The 18,543-nt window shown below is 71.2% G+C and carries 16 protein-coding genes; 8 read left to right on the top strand and 8 right to left on the bottom strand.

The window, feature by feature from the left end:
- The gene (locus AW274_RS38075) at positions 1–969 is read right to left on the bottom strand and encodes a hypothetical protein (protein WP_062443926.1); all 969 of its coding nucleotides are present in this window, start codon (positions 967–969) and stop codon (positions 1–3) included.
- 71 nt (positions 970–1,040) lie between these two features.
- Positions 1,041–3,608 (bottom strand): aminopeptidase N, encoded by a 2,568-nt coding sequence (pepN, locus tag AW274_RS38070; protein ID WP_062443922.1) that lies wholly within the window; start codon positions 3,606–3,608, stop codon positions 1,041–1,043.
- Positions 3,609–3,775: 167 nt separating this feature from the next.
- On the opposite strand from pepN, the gene AW274_RS38065 reads away from it, so the two are divergent.
- Genes AW274_RS38065 through AW274_RS38055 form a run of 3 tightly spaced genes read left to right on the top strand, consistent with a single transcriptional unit; the run spans position 3,776 to position 7,080 of the window.
- Positions 3,776–4,396, top strand: coding sequence for a mycothiol-dependent nitroreductase Rv2466c family protein (locus AW274_RS38065; protein WP_062443919.1), 621 nt, complete (start codon positions 3,776–3,778; stop codon positions 4,394–4,396).
- Positions 4,397–4,433: 37 nt separating this feature from the next.
- On the top strand, positions 4,434–5,837 hold the full coding sequence (locus AW274_RS38060) for an aldehyde dehydrogenase family protein (protein ID WP_157520947.1): 1,404 nt from the start codon (positions 4,434–4,436) through the stop codon (positions 5,835–5,837).
- A 43-nt stretch (positions 5,838–5,880) separates the two neighbouring features.
- Complete coding sequence (locus AW274_RS38055; protein WP_198169604.1) at positions 5,881–7,080, top strand: nucleotide sugar dehydrogenase; 1,200 nt, start codon at positions 5,881–5,883, stop codon at positions 7,078–7,080.
- On the opposite strand, the gene def is transcribed toward AW274_RS38055, so the two are convergent.
- Entirely contained in the window at positions 7,077–7,565 is a 489-nt protein-coding gene (gene def / locus AW274_RS38050; protein WP_062443907.1) for a peptide deformylase, read from the bottom strand. The genes AW274_RS38055 and def overlap by 4 nt on opposite strands.
- A gap of 70 nt (positions 7,566–7,635) precedes the next feature.
- Between def and AW274_RS38045 the strand changes: the two genes are divergently transcribed.
- Positions 7,636–8,103 (top strand): ribose-5-phosphate isomerase, encoded by a 468-nt coding sequence (locus tag AW274_RS38045; RefSeq protein WP_062443903.1) that lies wholly within the window; start codon positions 7,636–7,638, stop codon positions 8,101–8,103.
- Here AW274_RS38045 and AW274_RS40935 read toward each other — a convergent pair.
- Positions 8,100–8,246, bottom strand: coding sequence for a hypothetical protein (locus AW274_RS40935; RefSeq protein ID WP_157520946.1), 147 nt, complete (start codon positions 8,244–8,246; stop codon positions 8,100–8,102). The genes AW274_RS38045 and AW274_RS40935 overlap by 4 nt on opposite strands.
- Before the next feature lie 10 nt (positions 8,247–8,256).
- The gene (locus AW274_RS38040; protein WP_062443899.1) at positions 8,257–9,480 is read right to left on the bottom strand and encodes a GNAT family N-acetyltransferase; all 1,224 of its coding nucleotides are present in this window, start codon (positions 9,478–9,480) and stop codon (positions 8,257–8,259) included.
- 117 nt (positions 9,481–9,597) lie between these two features.
- Here AW274_RS38040 and AW274_RS38035 point away from each other — a divergent pair, with 117 nt between their 5' ends.
- Positions 9,598–10,710 (top strand): PP2C family protein-serine/threonine phosphatase, encoded by a 1,113-nt coding sequence (locus AW274_RS38035; RefSeq protein WP_062443895.1) that lies wholly within the window; start codon positions 9,598–9,600, stop codon positions 10,708–10,710.
- Between the two features lie 171 nt (positions 10,711–10,881).
- Here AW274_RS38035 and AW274_RS38030 read toward each other — a convergent pair whose 3' ends face one another.
- Entirely contained in the window at positions 10,882–11,487 is a 606-nt protein-coding gene (locus tag AW274_RS38030; protein WP_062444016.1) for a response regulator transcription factor, read from the bottom strand.
- A 216-nt stretch (positions 11,488–11,703) separates the two neighbouring features.
- On the opposite strand from AW274_RS38030, the gene AW274_RS38025 reads away from it, so the two are divergent.
- Positions 11,704–12,978: a M50 family metallopeptidase gene (locus AW274_RS38025; RefSeq protein ID WP_369408698.1), complete on the top strand. Its 1,275-nt coding sequence runs from the start codon at positions 11,704–11,706 to the stop codon at positions 12,976–12,978.
- On the opposite strand, the gene AW274_RS38020 is transcribed toward AW274_RS38025, so the two are convergent.
- Entirely contained in the window at positions 12,979–13,479 is a 501-nt protein-coding gene (locus AW274_RS38020; protein ID WP_062443889.1) for a DinB family protein, read from the bottom strand.
- A 58-nt stretch (positions 13,480–13,537) separates the two neighbouring features.
- Between AW274_RS38020 and AW274_RS38015 the strand changes: the two genes are divergently transcribed.
- Positions 13,538–14,320, top strand: a complete 783-nt coding sequence (locus AW274_RS38015) for an SDR family NAD(P)-dependent oxidoreductase (protein WP_062443886.1) — start codon at positions 13,538–13,540, stop codon at positions 14,318–14,320.
- Here AW274_RS38015 and AW274_RS38010 read toward each other — a convergent pair.
- Complete coding sequence (locus AW274_RS38010) at positions 14,315–16,780, bottom strand: CHAT domain-containing protein (RefSeq protein ID WP_198169603.1); 2,466 nt, start codon at positions 16,778–16,780, stop codon at positions 14,315–14,317. The two genes, AW274_RS38015 and AW274_RS38010, sit on opposite strands and share 6 nt — an antisense overlap.
- Positions 16,781–17,011: 231 nt before the next feature.
- Here AW274_RS38010 and AW274_RS38005 point away from each other — a divergent pair, with 231 nt between their 5' ends.
- On the top strand, positions 17,012–18,535 hold the full coding sequence (locus AW274_RS38005) for a S8/S53 family peptidase (RefSeq protein WP_062443882.1): 1,524 nt from the start codon (positions 17,012–17,014) through the stop codon (positions 18,533–18,535).
- Positions 18,536–18,543: the final 8 nt, after the last annotated feature.

The following is an 18,543-nucleotide window of genomic DNA, read 5'->3' as shown; positions in this document are numbered from 1 at the left end:
TCAGGTCAGCAGCGACACGACGTGCTCGGACACGTCGGCCAGCAGCCCGGCGGGCCGCACATCGGTGCCCGCGATGGCCGACACCAGGCTCGGCAGCCCTTCGAGGGGGAAGCCGTCCTCCTTGGTGACCTGGTGGCCGACGCCGTTCTTGTCGAGCACGGCCCGGCTGCGCCGCCAGGCCTCCAGCACCTCTTCGGGTGAGGGCACCCCGAAGCCGTGGCCGACCGGCGCGGCGTGGCGGAGCCGGACCAGCGGGGTGTCGGCGAAGGCCAGCGCCGTGCGGCACCGGGTGGACAAGGTCTCCTTGTCGGGCACCCAGTCCATGGCCGTGCAGGGGGTCCGGCACTTGGCGACGCAGACCGCCATCGCTCCCGCGACCTGGCTGTGCTGGCGGTCGAAGTAGGCCCGCCAGCCCTCGGCAGGTTCGGAGGCCACGCGCAAGGAGCGCTGGGTGGCCGACTGTTCGGAGCGGGTGTGGTCGCACTCCTTCTCGCCGATGACGCCGAAGCGGCTGCCCGGCGCCTGGAGGCCCTCGGGCCAGCGGGCCGGGTCGCCCGAGTGGCCCAGCGCCTCCTCGAAGGCGAGCAGGGGGAGGTATTCGGAGGTGATGTGCACCGCCGCCATCATCGCGCTGAGCTCGCGCTGGTCCCAGCGGACCTTGATCACCTCAAGGAGCAGGGAGTAGGCCGGCCGCAACGAGTCGAGGGCGCCGCGAGGGCGCTCCTTGGGGGTCTGCGGCATGTGGCAGGCGCGGGCCCGGCGGCGCAGGTCGGCCGGGATCACCGGCGCGTCGAGCTCGCTGGCGAAGTCTTCGGCGTCGAGGGTCAGCAGGCGCTGGCCGAACTCGCAGACGGCGGCGACGAGCGCCGCCCTCGACTCGTCGGACAGCACGGCGCCGGACAGGGCGCCGACGTCGCCGAAGGAATAACGGCGGGCCAGCGCGATGAGCAGGTCGTGGGCCGACTCCATCCATTCACTTTCTCACGGGGTACGGGGAAGGCCGGGCGCGGGCCCGGCCTCCCCTGAACCTACGTGACCTTTCAGGCCGATGCGGCGTCCTTCGCCCGAGCCCGCAGGGCGCGGTTGATGCCGTCGGCGCCTTCGAGCAGCAGGCGCTTGAGGCCGTGGGGCGGCTGGGCGGAGGTGATCAGCTCGTGGGTGGCCTCGGCCGTCTCGGGGCTGATCAGGTGGGTCGGGTAGCAGCCGACCGCGAAGTTCTGGGCCGAGTCGCTGGTCCAGTTCTTCCAGATGCCGGTGACCTCGGCGAAGAACGCCGGGCCGTAGGGCTCCAGCAGGTCGACGCGGCGCGGCTCGCCGAAGCCGAGGATGGTCGAGCGCAGCACCGCGCCGCTCAGCTCGCCGCCGACGATGCGGGCCCAGGCGCTCGCCTTGGCCTCCTCGGTCGGGATCGAGGCGCGGGCCATCGCGGCCGAGCGCTCGCCCGTCGCGGTGGCGTCGCGCACCAGCTCGGCGTCGATGTCGGTCGCGCCGAGCACGCCCCCGACGACCAGGGCCCGGGTGAGGGTCCAGCGCAGGTCGGCGTCGACGGTCAGGCCGGCCGGCACGTTGAGGCCCAGCAGGATCGCGTGGAGCAGGTCGAGGTCGGCCTTGGAGGTGGCGACCTCGGCGAACGCGTTGAGGTAGGCCAGCTGGTGGTCGGACCCGGCCTCGGCGCCCTCGAACAGGCGGCGCAGCGCGGCGGCCAGGGTGGCCATGCCGGTGTCGCGCCACTCGGGGGCGGCGTACTGCTGGACGGCCATGCGGGCCTGGCGCAGCACGGTCTGGAGGACCGTGATGTCGCGTACGGAGTGGATGCCCGAGTCGACCAGGGTGACGTAGTCGCGGGTGGCCATCTCGCCGTCGCGGGTCATGTCCCAGGCGGCCGACCAGCACAGGGCGCGGGGCAGCGAGTCGGCGAACTTGACGATGCCGCCGTTGACCACGGTCGCCAGCGAGCGCTCGTCGAGGCGGACCTTGGCGTAGGTCAGGTCGTCGTCGTTGACCAGGACCAGGTCGGGCTGGAGCTCGCCGACCAGCTCGGCCACGGCGGTGCGGGCGCCGACGACGTCGAGCTCGACCCGCTTGACCCGGGTCAGCACGCCCAGGACGTCGGAGTAGAGGCCGATCGCGACCCGGTGGGAGCGCAGCGTCGGGTAGTCGGCCGGGGCCTCCTGGAGCACCTCGAACCGGGTGAACCGGCCCTCGGCGTCGACGTCGAACGAGGGGCGCAGGGTGTTGACCCAGGAGGTCTCCAGCCACTCCTTGCTCCACGACGACAGGTCGCGGCCGGAGGTGACCTCCAGGGCGCCGAGCAGGTCCTTCAGCTCGGTGTTGCCCCAGGCGTGCTCGTTGAAGTAGGCGCGGACGCCCGCGAGGAAGTTGTCGAGGCCGACGTAGGCGACCAGCTGCTTCAGGACGCTGGCGCCCTTGGCGTAGGTGATGCCGTCGAAGTTGACCTCGACGGCGTGCATGTCGGGGATGTCGGCGGCGATCGGGTGGGTCGAGGGCAGCTGGTCCTGGCGGTAGGCCCAGGCCTTCTCGACGTTGGCGAAGGTGGTCCAGGCGCCCTGGCCCCAGCGGGTGGCCTCGGCCTGGCAGAGCACCGACATGTAGGTGGCGAACGACTCGTTCAGCCACAGGTCGTCCCACCAGCGCATGGTCACGAGGTCGCCGAACCACATGTGGGCCATCTCGTGGAGGATGGTCTCGGCGCGGCGCTCGATCAGGGCGTCGGTGACCCGGGAGCGGAAGACGTAGTCCTCCAGGAAGGTCACGCAGCCGGCGTTCTCCATGGCGCCCGCGTTGAACTCGGGGACGAACAGCTGGTCGTACTTCCCGAACGGGTAGCGGAGCCCGAAGACGCGGTGGAAGAAATCAAAACCCTGTTTGGTTACCTCGAAGATGTTGTCCGCGTCGAGGTGCTCCGCCAGGGACTGGCGGACGTAGATGCCCAGGGGAATGCCGTCGTGCTCGTCGTGGACGGAGGCGTACGGACCGGCCACGAGGGCGGTGATGTACGTCGACATCACCGGCGTCGCCGGGAAGTGCCACCGCTTGGCCGCCTGGAGCGTGCCATGACGGCCTTCGTGCTGGTCCAGCTCCGCCGACTCGTCGGGGGCGGAGTTGGAGATGACCGCCCAGTCGGCCGGGGCCAGGACCGTCAGCTCGAAGGTGGCCTTGAGGTCGGGCTGGTCGAAGCAGGCGTACATGCGGTGGGCGTCGGCGGTCTCGAACTGGCTGTGCAGGTAGACGCGCTTGTCGACCGGGTCGACGAATCGGTGGAGGCCCTCGCCGGTGCGCATGTAGGTGCAGTCGGCGTCGATGCGGAGCTCGTTGCGCTCGGCCAGGCCGCTGAGCGGGAAGCGGCCGGCCTCCTCGTCGTAGGCGCCGGCGTCGAGCCGGGTGCCGTTCAGGACGACCGACCGCACGTGGGCGTTGTGCAGGTCGATGAAGGTGTCGGCGCCGGGCTGCGCACACGTGAAGTGGACCGTCGTGACGCTTTCGAACCGCTCGTCGCCCTCGGTCAGGTCGAGCTCGACCGAATAGGACTGAACGGTCAGCAGCCGGGCGCGTTCCCGGGCCTCGTCACGGGTCAGATTGCCTGCCACATCCGCTCCTCACACACGGCCCGCCGCGCCGTCGCGACCGGGATGACCGCATCCTTCCACGACGACCGGACAAAGCCGCAATCAAATGTTTCCCTACCTGGAATAGGTAGATCCCTGACTCCAGTTGTCGATCGATGGAACCACATTCCTGTCGGGAGAGTGAACAAATGTCCGAACGCAAGATCGCCGATTTCTGGTTCGACCCCTACTGTCCTTGGGCCTGGATGACCTCACGCTGGATGCTCGAAGTGGAGAAAGTGCGGCCGGTCGACGTCCGGTGGCATTTGATGAGCCTCACGTTCCTCAACGAGGGGCGCGACATCGACGCGGATTATCGGGCACGTTTGAGCAAGGCCATCGGACCGGTCCGCGTCGTGGCCGCCGCCCGCCGCAAATACGGCGACGACGTCGTCGGCGAGCTCTACACCCAGATCGGCACCCGGTTCCACCCCGGCGGCGGGTCCAAGCGCCCCGACGAGTTCCCGGAGATCGTCGCCGAGGCGCTCAAGGCCGCCGGGCTCGACCCGGCGCTGGTGAGTGAGATGGACTCCACCGAGTACGACGACGACATCCGCCGCTCCCACCACGCGGGCATGGACCAGGTCGGCATGGACGTCGGCACGCCCGTGATCTCGATCGAGGGCAACGCCTTCTTCGGCCCCGTCATCAGCCCCGCGCCGAAGGGCGAGGAGGCGGGCCGGCTCTGGGACGGCGTGCTGCTGGTGTCGTCGTTCGACGGGTTCTTCGAACTGAAGCGAACCAGGACCAGGGACCCCATTTTCGATTAGGTGGAACTATGACACCGATCACGCCAGGATGGGGCGCATGCGTCAGCTCTTCGTGAACGGTGCCTGGGTTCCCTCCGCGTCCGGCGAAGGGGTCGACGTGGTCAACCCCGCGACCGAGGAGGTCGTCGACCGGGTTCCGGCGGGGGCGGTCGACGACGTGGCCGAGGCGGTCGCCGCCGCCCGTCGCGCCTTCCCCCGCTGGGCGGCCACGCCGCCCGAGGAACGCGGCGCGGTGTTGTCCCGCGCCGCCGAGCTGATCGAGGCGCGCGCCCGGAAGATCGCCGAGACCATCGCGACCGACATGGGCGCGCCCCTCGGGTTCGCCCTGCGCACGCAGACGCTGCTGCCCGCCGGGGTGCTCAAGACCTTCGCCGGCATGGCCGGGCGGCAGGCCGAGACCACCCGGGTGGGCAACTCGCTGATCCTGCGCGAGCCGGTGGGCGTGGTCGCCGCGATCACACCCTGGAACTACCCCCTCCACCAGGCCGTCTGCAAGGTTGGCGCCGCGCTGGCGGCCGGGTGCACGGTCGTGCTGAAGCCCAGCGAGGTGGCCCCGCTGGCCGCCTACGCTCTGGCCGAGGTCCTGGAGGAGGCCGGGCTGCCGCCGGGCGTCTTCAACCTGGTGAGCGGCCACGGCCGGACCGTCGGCGAGGCGCTGGCCGCCCACGTCGACGTCGACATGGTGTCCTTCACCGGCTCCACCGCGGCCGGCCGCCGGGTCGCCGTGCTGGCGGGCGACACCGTGAAGCGGGTGGCGCTGGAGCTCGGCGGTAAGTCGGCCAACGTGATCCTGCCGGGCGCCGACCTGGAGACCGCGGTGAAGGCGGGCGTCGGGCACGCCTACAGCAACGCCGGGCAGACCTGCTCGGCGTGGTCGCGCATGCTCGTCCAGTGGGACCAGTACGACGAGGCCGTCCAGATGGCCGTCGCCTTCTCCCGCAAGTACGTCGTGGGCGACCCCTTCGCCGACGACACCCGCATCGGCCCGCTCGTCTCCCGGGTCCAGCGCGACCGGGTGGTCCGCTACCTCAACGTCGGCCAGGAGGAGGGCGCCCGCCTGGTCGCGGGCGGCACCGAGCCGGTCCACGAGCGCGGCTTCTACGTCGAGCCGGCCGTCTTCGCCGGGGTCGCGCCCGGCATGACGATCGAGCAGGAGGAGATCTTCGGCCCGGTGTTGTCGATCGTGCCCTTCGGCAGCGTCGACGAGGCCGTCTCGATCGCCAACGGCACCCCCTACGGCCTCGCCGGGGCCGTCTGGGCCGCCGACGAGGAGCAGGCCGTCGCCGTGGCCCGCCGGCTGCGCACCGGCCAGGTCGCGATCAACGGCGGCCGGTTCAACCCGCTCGCGCCCTTCGGCGGCTACGGGCAGTCGGGGGTCGGCCGCGAGCTGGGCGAGGCCGGGTTCGACGAGTTCCTCGAGGTCAAGTCTTTGCAGATGTGAGCTTTCCGGCTTGACCCGGGCATCGATACACAAAGTCATGCACGTGTTGATCGTGGGCCTGGGCTACGTCGGGCTGCCCACCGCGCTCGCCTTCCTGGAGGCGGGCTGCCGGGTCACCGGCTACGACGTCAGCGCCGCCCGGCTCGCCGCCATCGCCAGGGGCCAGGTCGACCTGTCGCCGCTCGACCACGCGCGGCTGCGGTTCCACCGACTGGAGACCACCGCCGACCCGAAGGCCGTCGCCGCCGCCGACGCCGTGGTGATCTGCGTGCCGACGCCGGTCGACGAGCACCACGTGCCCGACCTGAACGCCCTGCGGGCCGCCTGCGGCACGGTCGTCGCGCACGCCGTGCCCGGCCAGCTCGTGATCCTCACCTCGACGACCTACGTCGGCTCGACCCGCGACCTGCTGATCGACCACCTCGCCGGCGTGGACGTCGTGTTCAGCCCGGAACGCGTCGACCCGGGGCCCGGCGGGCGGCCGCTGGAGCACTCGCCGAGGGTGCTCGGACCGGCCTCCGCCAAGGCCGGCGACCGGGCCGAGGAGCTGCTCAAACGGGTGGCGCCCTCGGTGCACCGGGTCAGCTCGCCGGAGGCGGCCGAGTTGTGCAAGCTGCTGGAGAACTCGTTCAGAGCGGTCAACATCGCGCTCGCCAACGAGTTCGCCGACATCGCCAGGGAGGTCGGGGTCGACCCCGTCGAGGTGATCGAGGCGGCGGCCACCAAGCCGTTCGGGTTCATGCGGTTCGACCCCGGGCCGGGCGTCGGCGGGCAGTGTGTGCCGTCGGACCCCTACTACCTGCTGTGGCGGTTGCGGCGGGCCGCGCCGACCGTGCTGACCGCCGCGATGGGGGCCATCGCGGCCCGCCCGCAGGCGGTGGTCGGGCGGGCGCTGGAGATGCTCGCGGCGGCCGGGCGGGACGTCCGCGACGCGAAGGTGCTGATCGCGGGGGTGTCGTACAAGCCGGGGGTGGCCGACGCCCGGGAGACGCCGGCCATGCCGATCATCGCCGCGCTGCGGCGGCTCGGCGCGCGGGCCGAGTTCACCGACCCGCTGGTGGAGGAGCTGGTCGTGGGGGAGGAGTTCCTCAAACGCGCGCCCGACCCGAGGGCCGAACCGTGGGACCTCGTCATCGTGCACACGCTCGGCGGCGACCTCGGCTGGCTGCGGCCGCAACAGCCGGTCTTGGACGCGACCTACCGGCTCGAACGGCCCGGCGACAGCCGGTGGGAGGTGCCCTAGGGCGCCTGGAGCATGATGCGCCGGGCGGCGTCCTTCGGCAGGCGGTCGAGGTAGAGGCCGCCGTTGAGGTGGTCGAACTCGTGCTGGAAGCAGCGGGCCAGCATGCCGCGCGCCTTGATCTCCAGCGGGCGGCCGAGGCGGTCGAAGCCCTTGACGGTCACCCCGGCGGCGCGCGGGGTCGGCGAGTAGAGGGGCTTGCTCGTCTCCTTGCTCGGGACGGACAGGCAGCCCTCCTCCTCGACGATCTCGGCGTCGTCGTCGACGGTGAGCTCGGGGTTGACCACAGCGCCCTTGCGGTTGCTGATGTCGTACACGAAAAGGCGTTTCGGCACGCCGACCTGCGGGCCCGCGAGGCCGACGCCGTCGGCCAGGTACATCGTCGCGAACATCTCGTCGATCAGGCGGCGCAGGTCTTTGTCGAACGCCGTGACCGGCTCGGCAGGGGTGCGCAGCACCGGATCTCCGACATACCGGATCTCGCGCATTCTGATCTCCGCGGTAAGGGTTGACGGGGGTAGCTGGCCGTTACTTTAGTCGACCTGAGAAGCTCTCCGTATGCGCGTCTACATCGGTTCCGACCACGCCGGCTACGACCTGAAGAACCACCTGGTCGGCTGGCTCAAAGACAACGGCCACGACGTGGTCGACTGCGGTCCCTTCGTCTTCGACGCAGAAGACGACTATCCGCCCTTCGTGCTCCGTGCCGCCGCCGGGGTGGTGGGCGAGCCCGGCTCGCTCGGCGTGGTGATCGGCGGTTCGGGCAACGGCGAGGCCATCGCCGCCAACAAGGTGAAGGGCGTGCGGGCCGCGCTGGCGTGGAGCGACGACACCGCCACGCTCGGGCGGCAGCACAACGACGCCAACGTGATCAGCATCGGCGCCCGGATGCACACCGAGGCCGAGGCCACCCGTTTCGTCGAGTTGTTCCTGGCCACGCCCTATTCGGGGGCCGAGCGCCACACCCGGCGCATCGACATGCTGACCGAATACGAGCAGACCGGGGACCTGCCCCCGCTGCCCTAAGGCTTCTTGCGGGTCTCCTTGCGGGGGATCTCGTCGCGCAGGGGCCGCCGGTCGGCGGCCTCCTGCTGTTCCTTCGACGGACGCGACACGTCGCGGGCGCGCATGGCGGTGATCGCCGTGATGGTCAGACTCGTCAGTGCCATGCCCGCCAGCCTAGAAGACCAGCCCGCCCCAGGGCAGCGGGCTCCACGACATGGCCGCCGACAACTCCCTGACCGCGCCTTCGCGGTGCTCGGCGATCTGCCCGGCCATCCGGTACGACTCCAGCGACCGCCCCCCGAGGTATCCGGCGCCCAGGATCCGGACCGGCAGGGTCAGGTCGGGCGCGTCGTCGGTGCGTTCGCACGTCTGCTTGGCCGTCGAGAGCCGCCAGCGCCCGGCGTTCCACGGGCACACCTCGTCGTCGACCTCGATCACCAGCTCCACGGCCGCGCTGTAGACGCGCCTGGTGAGCGCGCCCGGCACGTCGACCAGGCGGATCCACAACTCGTCGAGGGTGCCGGCGTTCAGGTGCCGGGGTTCGGCCAGCAGGTGCATGACCGGGTCGTCCACGGGCCGGTTGGCGGCGAACACGCGCGCGCACAGGTCGCGGTCGAGCAGGCTGCGCCACAACGCCGCGTAGGCGGCCGGGTCGACCGCGAACAGCTCCTGGAGCTGCACCTCGCCGTCGGGCACGTCGTGGTCGGTGACGCCGCGCTTCACCCGGAACAGGGCGTAGCCGCGCACGCCGTCGTCGTCCTCGGCCAGCACGCAGCGCAGCCGCCCCGACGAACCGCGCGCGTTCTCGTCGTCGGCCAGGGCCGCGTCCCAGCGGGCGGCGGTGCGCGAATAGAGGCCGGGCCGGGTGGGCCTGACCAGGTCGAAGACCCGCACGAAGTCGTCGCGAGCGTGCTCGGGCCGTTCGACCCGCAGGCGCAGCGACGGGTCGGCGGGCGCGTCGGCGCGGAAGGCGCTGGAGTGCTTGGGGATGGCGTAGAAGACGTTGTCGACCGCGCGGCCGTATCCGTAGCGGCCGTAGATGGCGGCCTCGGAGGCGTAGAGCGCGGCGAACACCTCGCCCTTCGCGTGGACGTCGGCCAGCTGCCGCCGCATCAGCGAACTCAGCACGCCGCGCCGCCGGTGGGAGGCCAGCACGCCGACGGAGCTCACCCCCGCCACCGGCAGCACGCCGCCCGGCACGGTCATGTCGAAGCTCATCACCTGGGTGAAGCCGACCATGCGGTCGCCGTCGAAGGCGGCGAGGGAGCGGTCGAACTCGGTGACGCCTTTGAAGCGCTCGATCTGACCGGGCGCCCAGGAGGAGACGAACGCCTCGTCGAGCAGGTCGCAGACGGCGGGGAACTCGGATTCGGCGATGGGGCGAACGGGGTGATTCACGGCACCACCGTAGGGCCGGGCAAAGAGGGACGGCCACCCAATATACGTGCTAAATGATCAAGGTGTTGGTCAAGACAGCGCCCCGTCACGAAGCCGACCGATACAGTCGGGGGCATCATGAGTTCCCGTCCGGTGCCGCTCATTCCCCCTCGGCTCCGCGCGATTTTGGTGCGGGTCCCGTTTCTGGTGCCGATCGTCCGGTTCGTAAGGAAGAGTTCGTCGAAAGATAGCCATCTGCTGATCGCCCTGGTCGTCGTGAGCCTGCTCATCGGAGTGCTCGGCGTCCAGATCTCGACGCGTTGGTTCTCGCCCTCGCTGCTCATCCTGGTGACCCTCGTCGCCGGCCTCCAACTGCGGCTGCGCAGCCTGATGCTGCTGCTGGTCGCGGTCGCCGCGTCGGTCACCTACCTGGGGATCACCTACGGCGCCCGGCAGGTCGGGCCCGGCTATCTGCTGACGATGGCGTTCACGGTCGTGCTGGCCGGGCTGATGTCGCGCACCCGGGGCACCCTCGGCGTGCAGGGGCTGCGCGGCGACGCGATGCTGCTGGAGCTGCGCGACCGGCTCAAGAGACAGAGCGAGCTGCCCTCCTTCCCGAAGGCGTGGGGCGGCAAGGTCGTGCTCAAACAGGCGGGCGGGTCGTCGTTCGGCGGCGACTTCGTCGTCTCCATGCGCGAGGGGACCAGGGTCGAGCTGGCCGTGGTCGACGTCTCGGGCAAGGGCGTCGACGCCGGCACCCGGGCGCTGCTGCTCTCCGGCACGTTCGGCGGGCTGCTCGGTTCCGTGGACGACTTCCTCGGCGCCTGCAACGCCTATCTGCGCCGCCAGCGCGAGGGCGAGGGCTTCGTCACGGCCGTGCACCTGAGCCTCGACCTGGCGACCGGCGCCTATGAGATCACCTCGGCGGGCCACCCTCCGGTCGTGAAGTTCGACTCGGGCACCGGCACCTGGCGGGTCTCCACGGCCAAGGGCGTCGTGCTCGGCGTGGTGCCCGACCTGGCCTGCGAGCCCGACCGCGGCATCCTGCGCAAGGGCGACGCGCTCATGCTCTACACCGACGGGCTGATCGAGCAGCCCGGCCGCGACATCGACGCCGGCCTCGACCGGCTGCTCGGCGAGGCCGAACGGCTGCTGCCCGGCGGGTTCTCCAAGAGCGCCCGCCAGCTGGTGAACTCGATGTCGTCGGGCCACAACGACGACTGCGCGCTGGTCTTGATCTGGAGACCGTGACGTTAGTCACTGGTCGGCTACTGATCCGGGTTGAGACCCTTTATCCGGTCGCCGGCGGTACGGGGGTGTCGCCGGAGAGCGGCCCCATTCAGGGTCCCCGGGCCTTCTCAGGTTGGCGGCGCGGCTCACCTGCGGAGGCCCGGCTGTGTTTCTGCGACTCGGTGCTTCGAGCTATAACCAGCCCGAGTCGGCGGCGATGCGCACCGCGTCGACCCGGTTCCTGGCGCCGGTCTTGCACATGATGCGCGACAGGTGGTTGCGTACGGTGCCCACCGAGAGATAGAGCTCCTCGGCGATCTCCTTGGAGCGCGCCCCCTGCGCGGCGATGCGCAGGACGTCGAGCTCACGGCGGGTCAGCGGGTTGTCGGCCGTCTGCAGCGCGGCCACCGCCAGGTCGGAGTCGACCGCCCGGCGCCCGGCCGCGATCAGCCGGATGCCCTCGGCCAGCTTCTCGGGCCCGGCGTCGGTGCCCATGAACCCCAGCGCGTTGGCCGCGAACGCGCGGCGCACCTGACCGGGGTTGGCCTGGGACGACAGGATCATCACCCGGCAGGCGGGCACCTTCTCCTGTAGCCGGGCCGCGGCGGCCAGGCCGCCCATGGCGGGCAGGTCGATGTCGATCACGGCGGTGTCGGGACGGTGGTGCACGGCGGCCGGGATGGCGTCCTCCCCCGACGCCACCCCGGCCACGACTTCGAGGTCGCTCTCCCCGTTGAGGGAGGCGACCAGGCCATGCCGGACGAAAGGTAGGTGCTCGGCCACCAGGATCTTGATCATGAGGCCCCCCATTTCATACCTCAGGGTGATCGGCCAGACGCACAGTGTCATCGAAGTCTCTCCATTCGGCAAACCCGCCGCAAGCTCCCCAGAGGAAATGCCCGCGAATGCGGACACGGCCGGACGCGCGAAGACGTGGGCTACTCTCGATGCGACGACCGATTTTCCGCCTGCCGGGGGTATGCGCCGATGAGCTGGCAGTTCATTGCCGGATTCGTGATTCTCTTCGTCGGCCTGCTGGTGTCGATCGCCCTCCACGAGATCGGCCACCTCATCCCGGCCAAGATCTTCGGCGTGCGCGTCACCCAGTACATGGTGGGCTTCGGGTCCACGATGTGGTCGCGGCGGCGGGGCGAGACCGAATACGGCGTCAAGTGGATCCCCATGGGCGGCTACATCCGCATGATCGGCATGCTGCCGCCGCGCCCGAGCGACGACCCCACCAAGCTGCGCTCGATCTCGACCGGGCCCTGGCAGGGCCTCATCGAGAACGCCCGGCAGGTGGCGTCCGAGGAGATCAGGCCCGGCGACGAGAGCCGGGTCTTCTACCGCAAGCCGTGGTGGCAGAAGGTCATCATCATGTTCGGCGGCCCGTTCATGAACTTCGTGCTGGCCTTCGGGCTGTTCGCGGTGGTCATGATGGGCTTCGGGGTGACCGTGCTGAAGCCGACCGTCAACGACGTCAGCAAGTGCGTGATCCCGGCGTCCCAGGCCAACCGCGCGTGCGCGGCCACCGACCCCAAGACGCCGGCCCTGGAGGCCGGGCTGCAGAAGGGCGACACGTTCGTCTCCATCGACGGCAAGCCGGTGACCTCGTGGGACGGCGCGACCGCGACCATCCGCGCCCACGGCGCCGGGCCGGTCCCCATCGTGATCGAGCGGGCCGGTCGGCAGCAGTCGCTCACGGTCAACTTGATCGCCACCGAGCGGCCCGACCTCGAAGACCCCACCAAGATCGTGAAGAACGTGGGCTTCCTCGGCGTCGAGCCGACCCAGGTGACCGAGCGCCAGGGCCCCGGCTACGTCGTCACCGAGATGTGGGACATGACGACCCGGACCGCCGCCTCGATGCTCGACATCCCCGGCAAGATGGTCGGCGTCTGGCACGCCGCCTTCTCGGGTGAGGAGCGCGACCCCAACGGCCCGATCGGCATCGTCGGAGCCGGCCGCATCGGCGGCGAGATCGCCGCCTCCGCCGCCCCGATCGAGAACAAGATCGTCATCTTCATCAACCTGCTGGCCGGGCTGAACCTGGCGATCGGCATCTTCAACCTGATCCCGCTGCTGCCGCTCGACGGCGGCCACATCGCGGGCGGCCTGTGGGAGGGCGTCAAGCGCGGCTTCGCCCGCGTCGCCCGGCGGCCCGCGCCCGGCTACGTCGACGTCGCCAAGGCGCTGCCGCTCACCTACGCGATGGCGGCCGTGCTGCTCTTCATGGGCGGCCTGCTGATCTTCGCCGACATCGTCAACCCGGTCAGGCTGAGCGGCTAGCTACTCGCCGGTCACGCCGTCGACGCGCTCGCGCAGGAAGTCGGCGTGCCCGTTGTGGCGGGCGTACTCCTCCAGCATGTGGGCCAGGATCCACCGGTGCGACATGTGCTCGCCGGCCCGGTTGGGCCGCTTCATCAGCGTGTCGAGCGAGGTCTCCGCGCTGATCCTCCGGGCGGCCTCGATCTCGGCCCGCCAGGTGGCGAAGACCTCCTCGACCGGCACCGAGTCGAGGGCGTCGAAGTCGTCGTCGGGGGCGGCGTCGGTGAAGAAGATCGGCGGCAGGTCCTCGCCGTCGAGGCGGATGCGGAACCAGGCCCGCTCGACGTCGGCCAGGTGCCTGACCAGGCCCAGCAGCGACAACGACGAGGGCTCGACGGCCCGCGTCCGCAGCTGCTCGTCGGTCAGCCCCTCGCACTTCATCGCCAGGGTGTCGCGGTGGTAGTCGAGGAAGGCGGTCAGGGTGTCGCGCTCGTCGCCGGCGAGGGGCGGGTCGATTCTCATGGGGTTATGGTGCCAAACGATTACCAGAAGCCCGACATCCTGCGGGAACAAGTCATTTATGACACTTGACGGGAAAGTCGCGATTGTCGCCGGAGCGAGCAGGGGCATCGGTGCGATCACCGGGCGGGCGCTGGCCCGCGCCGGAGCCGCCGTCGTGCTGGCCGCGCGTGATACCACCGCCATCGAGACCGTCGCCGCCGACATCCGGGCCTTCGGGGGGCGGGCCCTGGCCGTGCCGACCGACGTGGGCGACTCCGACTCGGCCGAACGGCTCGTCGCGATCACGCTGGAGAAGTTCGGGCGGCTCGACGCGGCGTTCAACAACGCCACCGACGGGCCCGTGCCGGCGCCGCTGGCCGAGATCGACCCGCTCGACTTCGACCTCGGCATCCGGACCAACGTCCGGGGCACCTTCCTCGGGATGAAGTTCCAGATCCCCGCCATGCTGGCCTCCGGCGGCGGGTCGATCGTCAACATGGCCTCGGTCGCCGGGGTGCAGGGCACCGCCGGCATGGCCGGGTACGTCGCCGCCAAGGCCGGGATCATCGGGCTCACCAAGGTCGCCGCGCTCGACTACGCCGACCAGGGGATCAGGGCCAACGTGCTGGCCCCCGGGCCGATCCTCACCTACCACCTGGAGGCGGCGGGGGAGGACGTCCAGCGCCGGGCCGGGAACGCCGCGCCGATGCGCCGGGTGGGGCTGCCCGAGGAGGTCGCCGCGACGGTGATCTGGTTGTTCTCCGACCAGTCGTCGTACATCACCGGGGTGACGCTGCCGGTCGACGGCGGGATCGCGGCCGGGAACAAGCCGCCGCAGATGATGAAGGCCGCCTCGTCATGACGCGCCGATCGCCGAGAACGACCACCCGGTGGCCGGGTCGGCCGACGTCCGGGCGTCTCTGAGGGCCTGGGCGCAGGTCAGCCCGGCCCGCAGGCCGTCGTGCAGGGCGACCATGAACGGCACCGCCGCCTCGTCGTTGACGGGCACCACGCTGGCGACCAGCCCGGCGGTGCCGAGCGGCAGCAGGGCGGCGGCCAGGCCCAGCAGCTCGTCGGCTCCGGCGGGCGCGAGCCGCCCGCCCTCGCAGCTCGACAGGATCATCCGGTACGGCGCCGCCCGCAGGCCCTCGACGTCGTGGACGGTCAGCGGCCCGTCGTCCATCCGCAGCGCCGAGAACATGGGGCTGTCGTCGCGGAACACGCCGTGGGCGGCGATGTGGGCCAGCCGCGACCCGTCGAGCGCCGCCAGCACCGCCCCGGCCGTGGCGGCGCCGTCGGCCAGCACGGTCGCCGAGCCGTAGTCGCGGGCCAGGGCGGGCACCTCGGCCCCGCCGGAGACCAGGCCGGGCCCCCTGACCAGCACCACCCCGCCGTCGGGCGGCGCGATCCGGCGGGCCCGCAACCACGCCCGCGCTGACGGCGAGGTGCCGACCGCGCGCTCGCGCAACGAGGGCAGCGCCGCCCAGGGCACCCCGTGGAGCCGCCCCGGCGGCACGACGGTGACCGGCCCGTCGCCCAGGTGGCCCAGCGCCGCCCCGAACAGGCACGCCTCCAGCCGCCGGGCCCCGGCGGCCACGATGGGCAGCCAGTCGGCCGACCCCCGGTGCGCCAGCCGCCGGAGCGCCGAGCGCAGCCGCTCGGCCTCCAGGGCGGCGTCGGCCACGGGCCCGGCCGGCCACCGGCGGACCTTCCCGCCGCCGCAGACGACCGCGTGCAGCAGCCCGTCGACCGGCACGATCGCGACCAGCCGCTCGTCGCCCAGGGTGGTCAGCAGCGTGTCGACGTCGAGCCGGTCGTCGTCGAAGTGGCCGCGCAGGCGCAGCGCGTGGGCGCGGATCCGCCGTTCGAGCCGCCGCTGCTCCCGGTCGAGCGCGGGCTGCGGTGCCCCGGCCGCGCGGGCCGCCTCGGCCCGGCTGCCGACCTCGCGGAACGCGGTCAGGTCACGGGCCAGCTCCGGATCGGCCGGCGGCCGCGCGGGCGGCACCGCCAGCGCGGTCGCCCGCCACCGGTCGCTCCAGCGCAGCAGGTCACGGGCCGAGCGGGCGGCCCGCTGGGCCAGCGTGGCCAGCTCGGCCCCCTGCACGGTGGCCCGCACCCGCAACTCGGCGGCCCCCATGGTCATCCGGTGCTCGTCGAGGACGTCGAGCCCCCGCCGGCAGGCGTTCAGCACCACCCGCCGATCGCCGGTCGCGGCGGCGAGCAGCGCGAGCGCGGTCCATCCGTCGGCCCTGACGTGGGCGGGCCCCCGGCGGCGCGCCTCGGCGGCGGAGGTCAGATGCACGCGGGCGGCCGCGAGATCGCCTCTGGCCAGTGCGAGCCGCCCGGCCAGCAGCCGCGCCTGCACCGCCTCGGGCGACCGCAGCCCGGCCAGCCGGGCGGCCAGCGCGGGCGCGTCGCGCGCGGTGTGGTCGCCGGTGGCGTACCGGGCATGCAGCAGCACCAGCCGTGCGTGGGCATGCCACCAGGCGCGATGTTGCCGGGCGAACACCCGGGCCGCCACCGTGGCGTGCTCGGCCGCCAGGGCGGGATCACCCGCGGCCACCGCCGCCCGAGCGGCGACCAGCCGGAGCTCGGCCGCCCGGGTGGCCTGCCCGTTCACGGTCAGCGCGGCACGGGCTTCGTCGAGCGCCTCCCGGGCCAGCCCCGCCGACAGCAGCACCTCACACCGCTGGATGGTCAGCATGACGGCCGGCGTGCCGAGCGACTCGTAGAGCCGGGCGGCCTCGTCGAGATGCCGCAGTGCGGCGGGCGCGTCCCCCGCCCGCGAGGCGACCAGCCCTCGGTTCTCCACGGCCTTCGCCTTGTCGTGATCCTGGTCGGTGGCGGCCCAGAGCTCCTCGGCCGCCGCGAAGTCGGCCGCCGCCCGATCGGCCGCCCCCACCGCCAGGTGCACGGTCGCGCGCAGGGTGAGGGTCCGGGCCGTCCAGATGACGTCCCCCTCCTTCCTCAGCACGGGCAGCGCCCGCCGGCAGTCGGAGAGCGAGCCCTCGTGGTCCCCGACCACCCACCGCACGTAGGCCCGCCGGAACAGCACCCGCGCCGCCGTGACCCCCTCACCCCGCGCGACCGCCCGCTCCATGGTGCGCAGCCCCTGCCGGGTGCGCCCGGAGTGGACCAGCGCCGCTCCCAGGGTCGCCAGCACATCGGCCTCACGGTCGGGCGACCCCGAGCGGACGGCGAGGTCACGGGCCCGGCGGAGATGGCGGAGGGCGGTGGCGAGCTCGCCGAAGTCGCGCTCCCAGATGCCGATGACCTGGTACGCGATGGACGCGTCGTGCGGCGTGGGACGACTGTCCAGCAAGGCACGCGCGCTGGTCACGGCGTCGGTGGGACGGGCGAAGACCAGGGGGAGTAAATCCCCTGGTACGCCCCCAAAACGTGACCTTCCCCCCGGCACAGATCGATGTTAGACGTGAGGGGACGAGGCGTCCACGCTCCGTGATCATGGCAGTTCGATCATGGTGTATCACCGGACCCGGGTCCGGCTCCCCACAGGAGAAAGGTCTTCACTTCGACCCACAAGGACCGCGAGATGGAGCCAGACCGATTCCGCGAACAATTCGACATGATCCAGCGGAGCTACGACGAACACAGAGTGCGGCTGGTCGCCGGACCCAACGGCACACCCGAATACCTGTACCGCAGGGGCGTTGTTCTCATTCGTACCGCCGACCTCGAATACGCCTTGCCCGTACTGGCCGAAGCCGGGCTGGAGGCCGAAAGGAGCAACGACGAGAGCACCCGGCTCACCACCTTGACGTTCGCCGACTCCTCCCCAGACGAACGTTGGCACGACCCCGTCGTCAGTGACGTGATCGACTTGCTGCTGGCGATGAACATCCCTGCCGAACGCGACTATCTGCTCACCATCGCCGACGTCAACTGCTGTCCGGCCGACGAGCCGGTGCCGGTTTACGACGACACCCACAACCCGGCGATCCCGGTCACGCGCCCGGTTTTCGGCGCCGCCCCGGTGCGTGTCCTGGTCATCGACACCGGCTTGGTGCCGGGCTACGAGACTCACCCGACCCTTGCTCCGGTGATCCGGAAGCCGAGCAATCCCGTGGGGAAACTCGACAGCGAGATCAGGCCCATGGACACGCAAAACGTGCTCCGGCAATACGTCGGTCACGGCACCTTCATCGCGGGTCTGATCGCGGCCGTCGCCCACAATGTGGAGATCACCGTTCGCAACTGCTTCTCGAACGCGGGCGCGGGCAGCCAACACGCTCTCGGCGAGGACTTGAACGACATCCTCAGCGAGTTCCAGCAGTTGCCGTCTTCAGAGTGGCCCGACATCATCTCCCTCTCTTCCGGCACGCCGGTCGCCTGCGATGGCCTGACCCGGCTCCATTCCTCCGAGGGGCAGTCGAACACTCCCGAGGTGCAGCCGCTGCTCGCCCTGGAAGAGTTCATGAACCGGCTTGCCGGCCTGAAGACCAGGGAGGGGGACAAGAAGGAGATCCTTCTCGTCGCGGCGGCCGGGAACAACGGCTCTGACCAGCGCTTCTACCCTGCCGCCTGGGCTGACTCCACGAAGTACGGCGATTTCGTGGTGTCGGTCGGGGCCCTGCGCGCCGACGGCACGGATGCCGCCTGCTTCAGCAACCACGGCCGCTGGGTCTCGGTCTTCGCGCCTGGCGAGCGCCTGATCAGCACCTTCACCCAGAAGGGCGTCGCAACCGCCTACGACTACCAGCACTCCACCTTCAGCGAGTGCCGCTACCACCAGACCTACGTTTGCACCTGCCTATCGCCCCCGCACCTCGGCGAACTCAGTCAGAACCGCGACTTCGAGCACTGGGATCTGGCCACCGACCGCAGACTCAAGCGGGTCAACTTCCACGGGCTGGCCGAATGGAGCGGGACGTCGTTCTCGACCCCGCTGGTAGCCGCCATGATCGCCAATGTGATGTCAGAAAAGCAGCTGACCTCCCATGCCGCGGCCAAGCATCTGCTGAACACGATGGCCGAGTCGAAGCCCCTGCGTGGCCGGCCCGCGAAGATCGTTCGACCCCCTGGATGGCGGCCGTCAATGGTCTACCCGTCAACCTGACCGGAGGA

This window comes from Herbidospora daliensis (assembly GCF_001570585.1).
GTDB lineage: Bacteria > Actinomycetota > Actinomycetes > Streptosporangiales > Streptosporangiaceae > Herbidospora > Herbidospora daliensis.
This window is presented reverse-complemented; position numbering and strand designations above follow the sequence as displayed.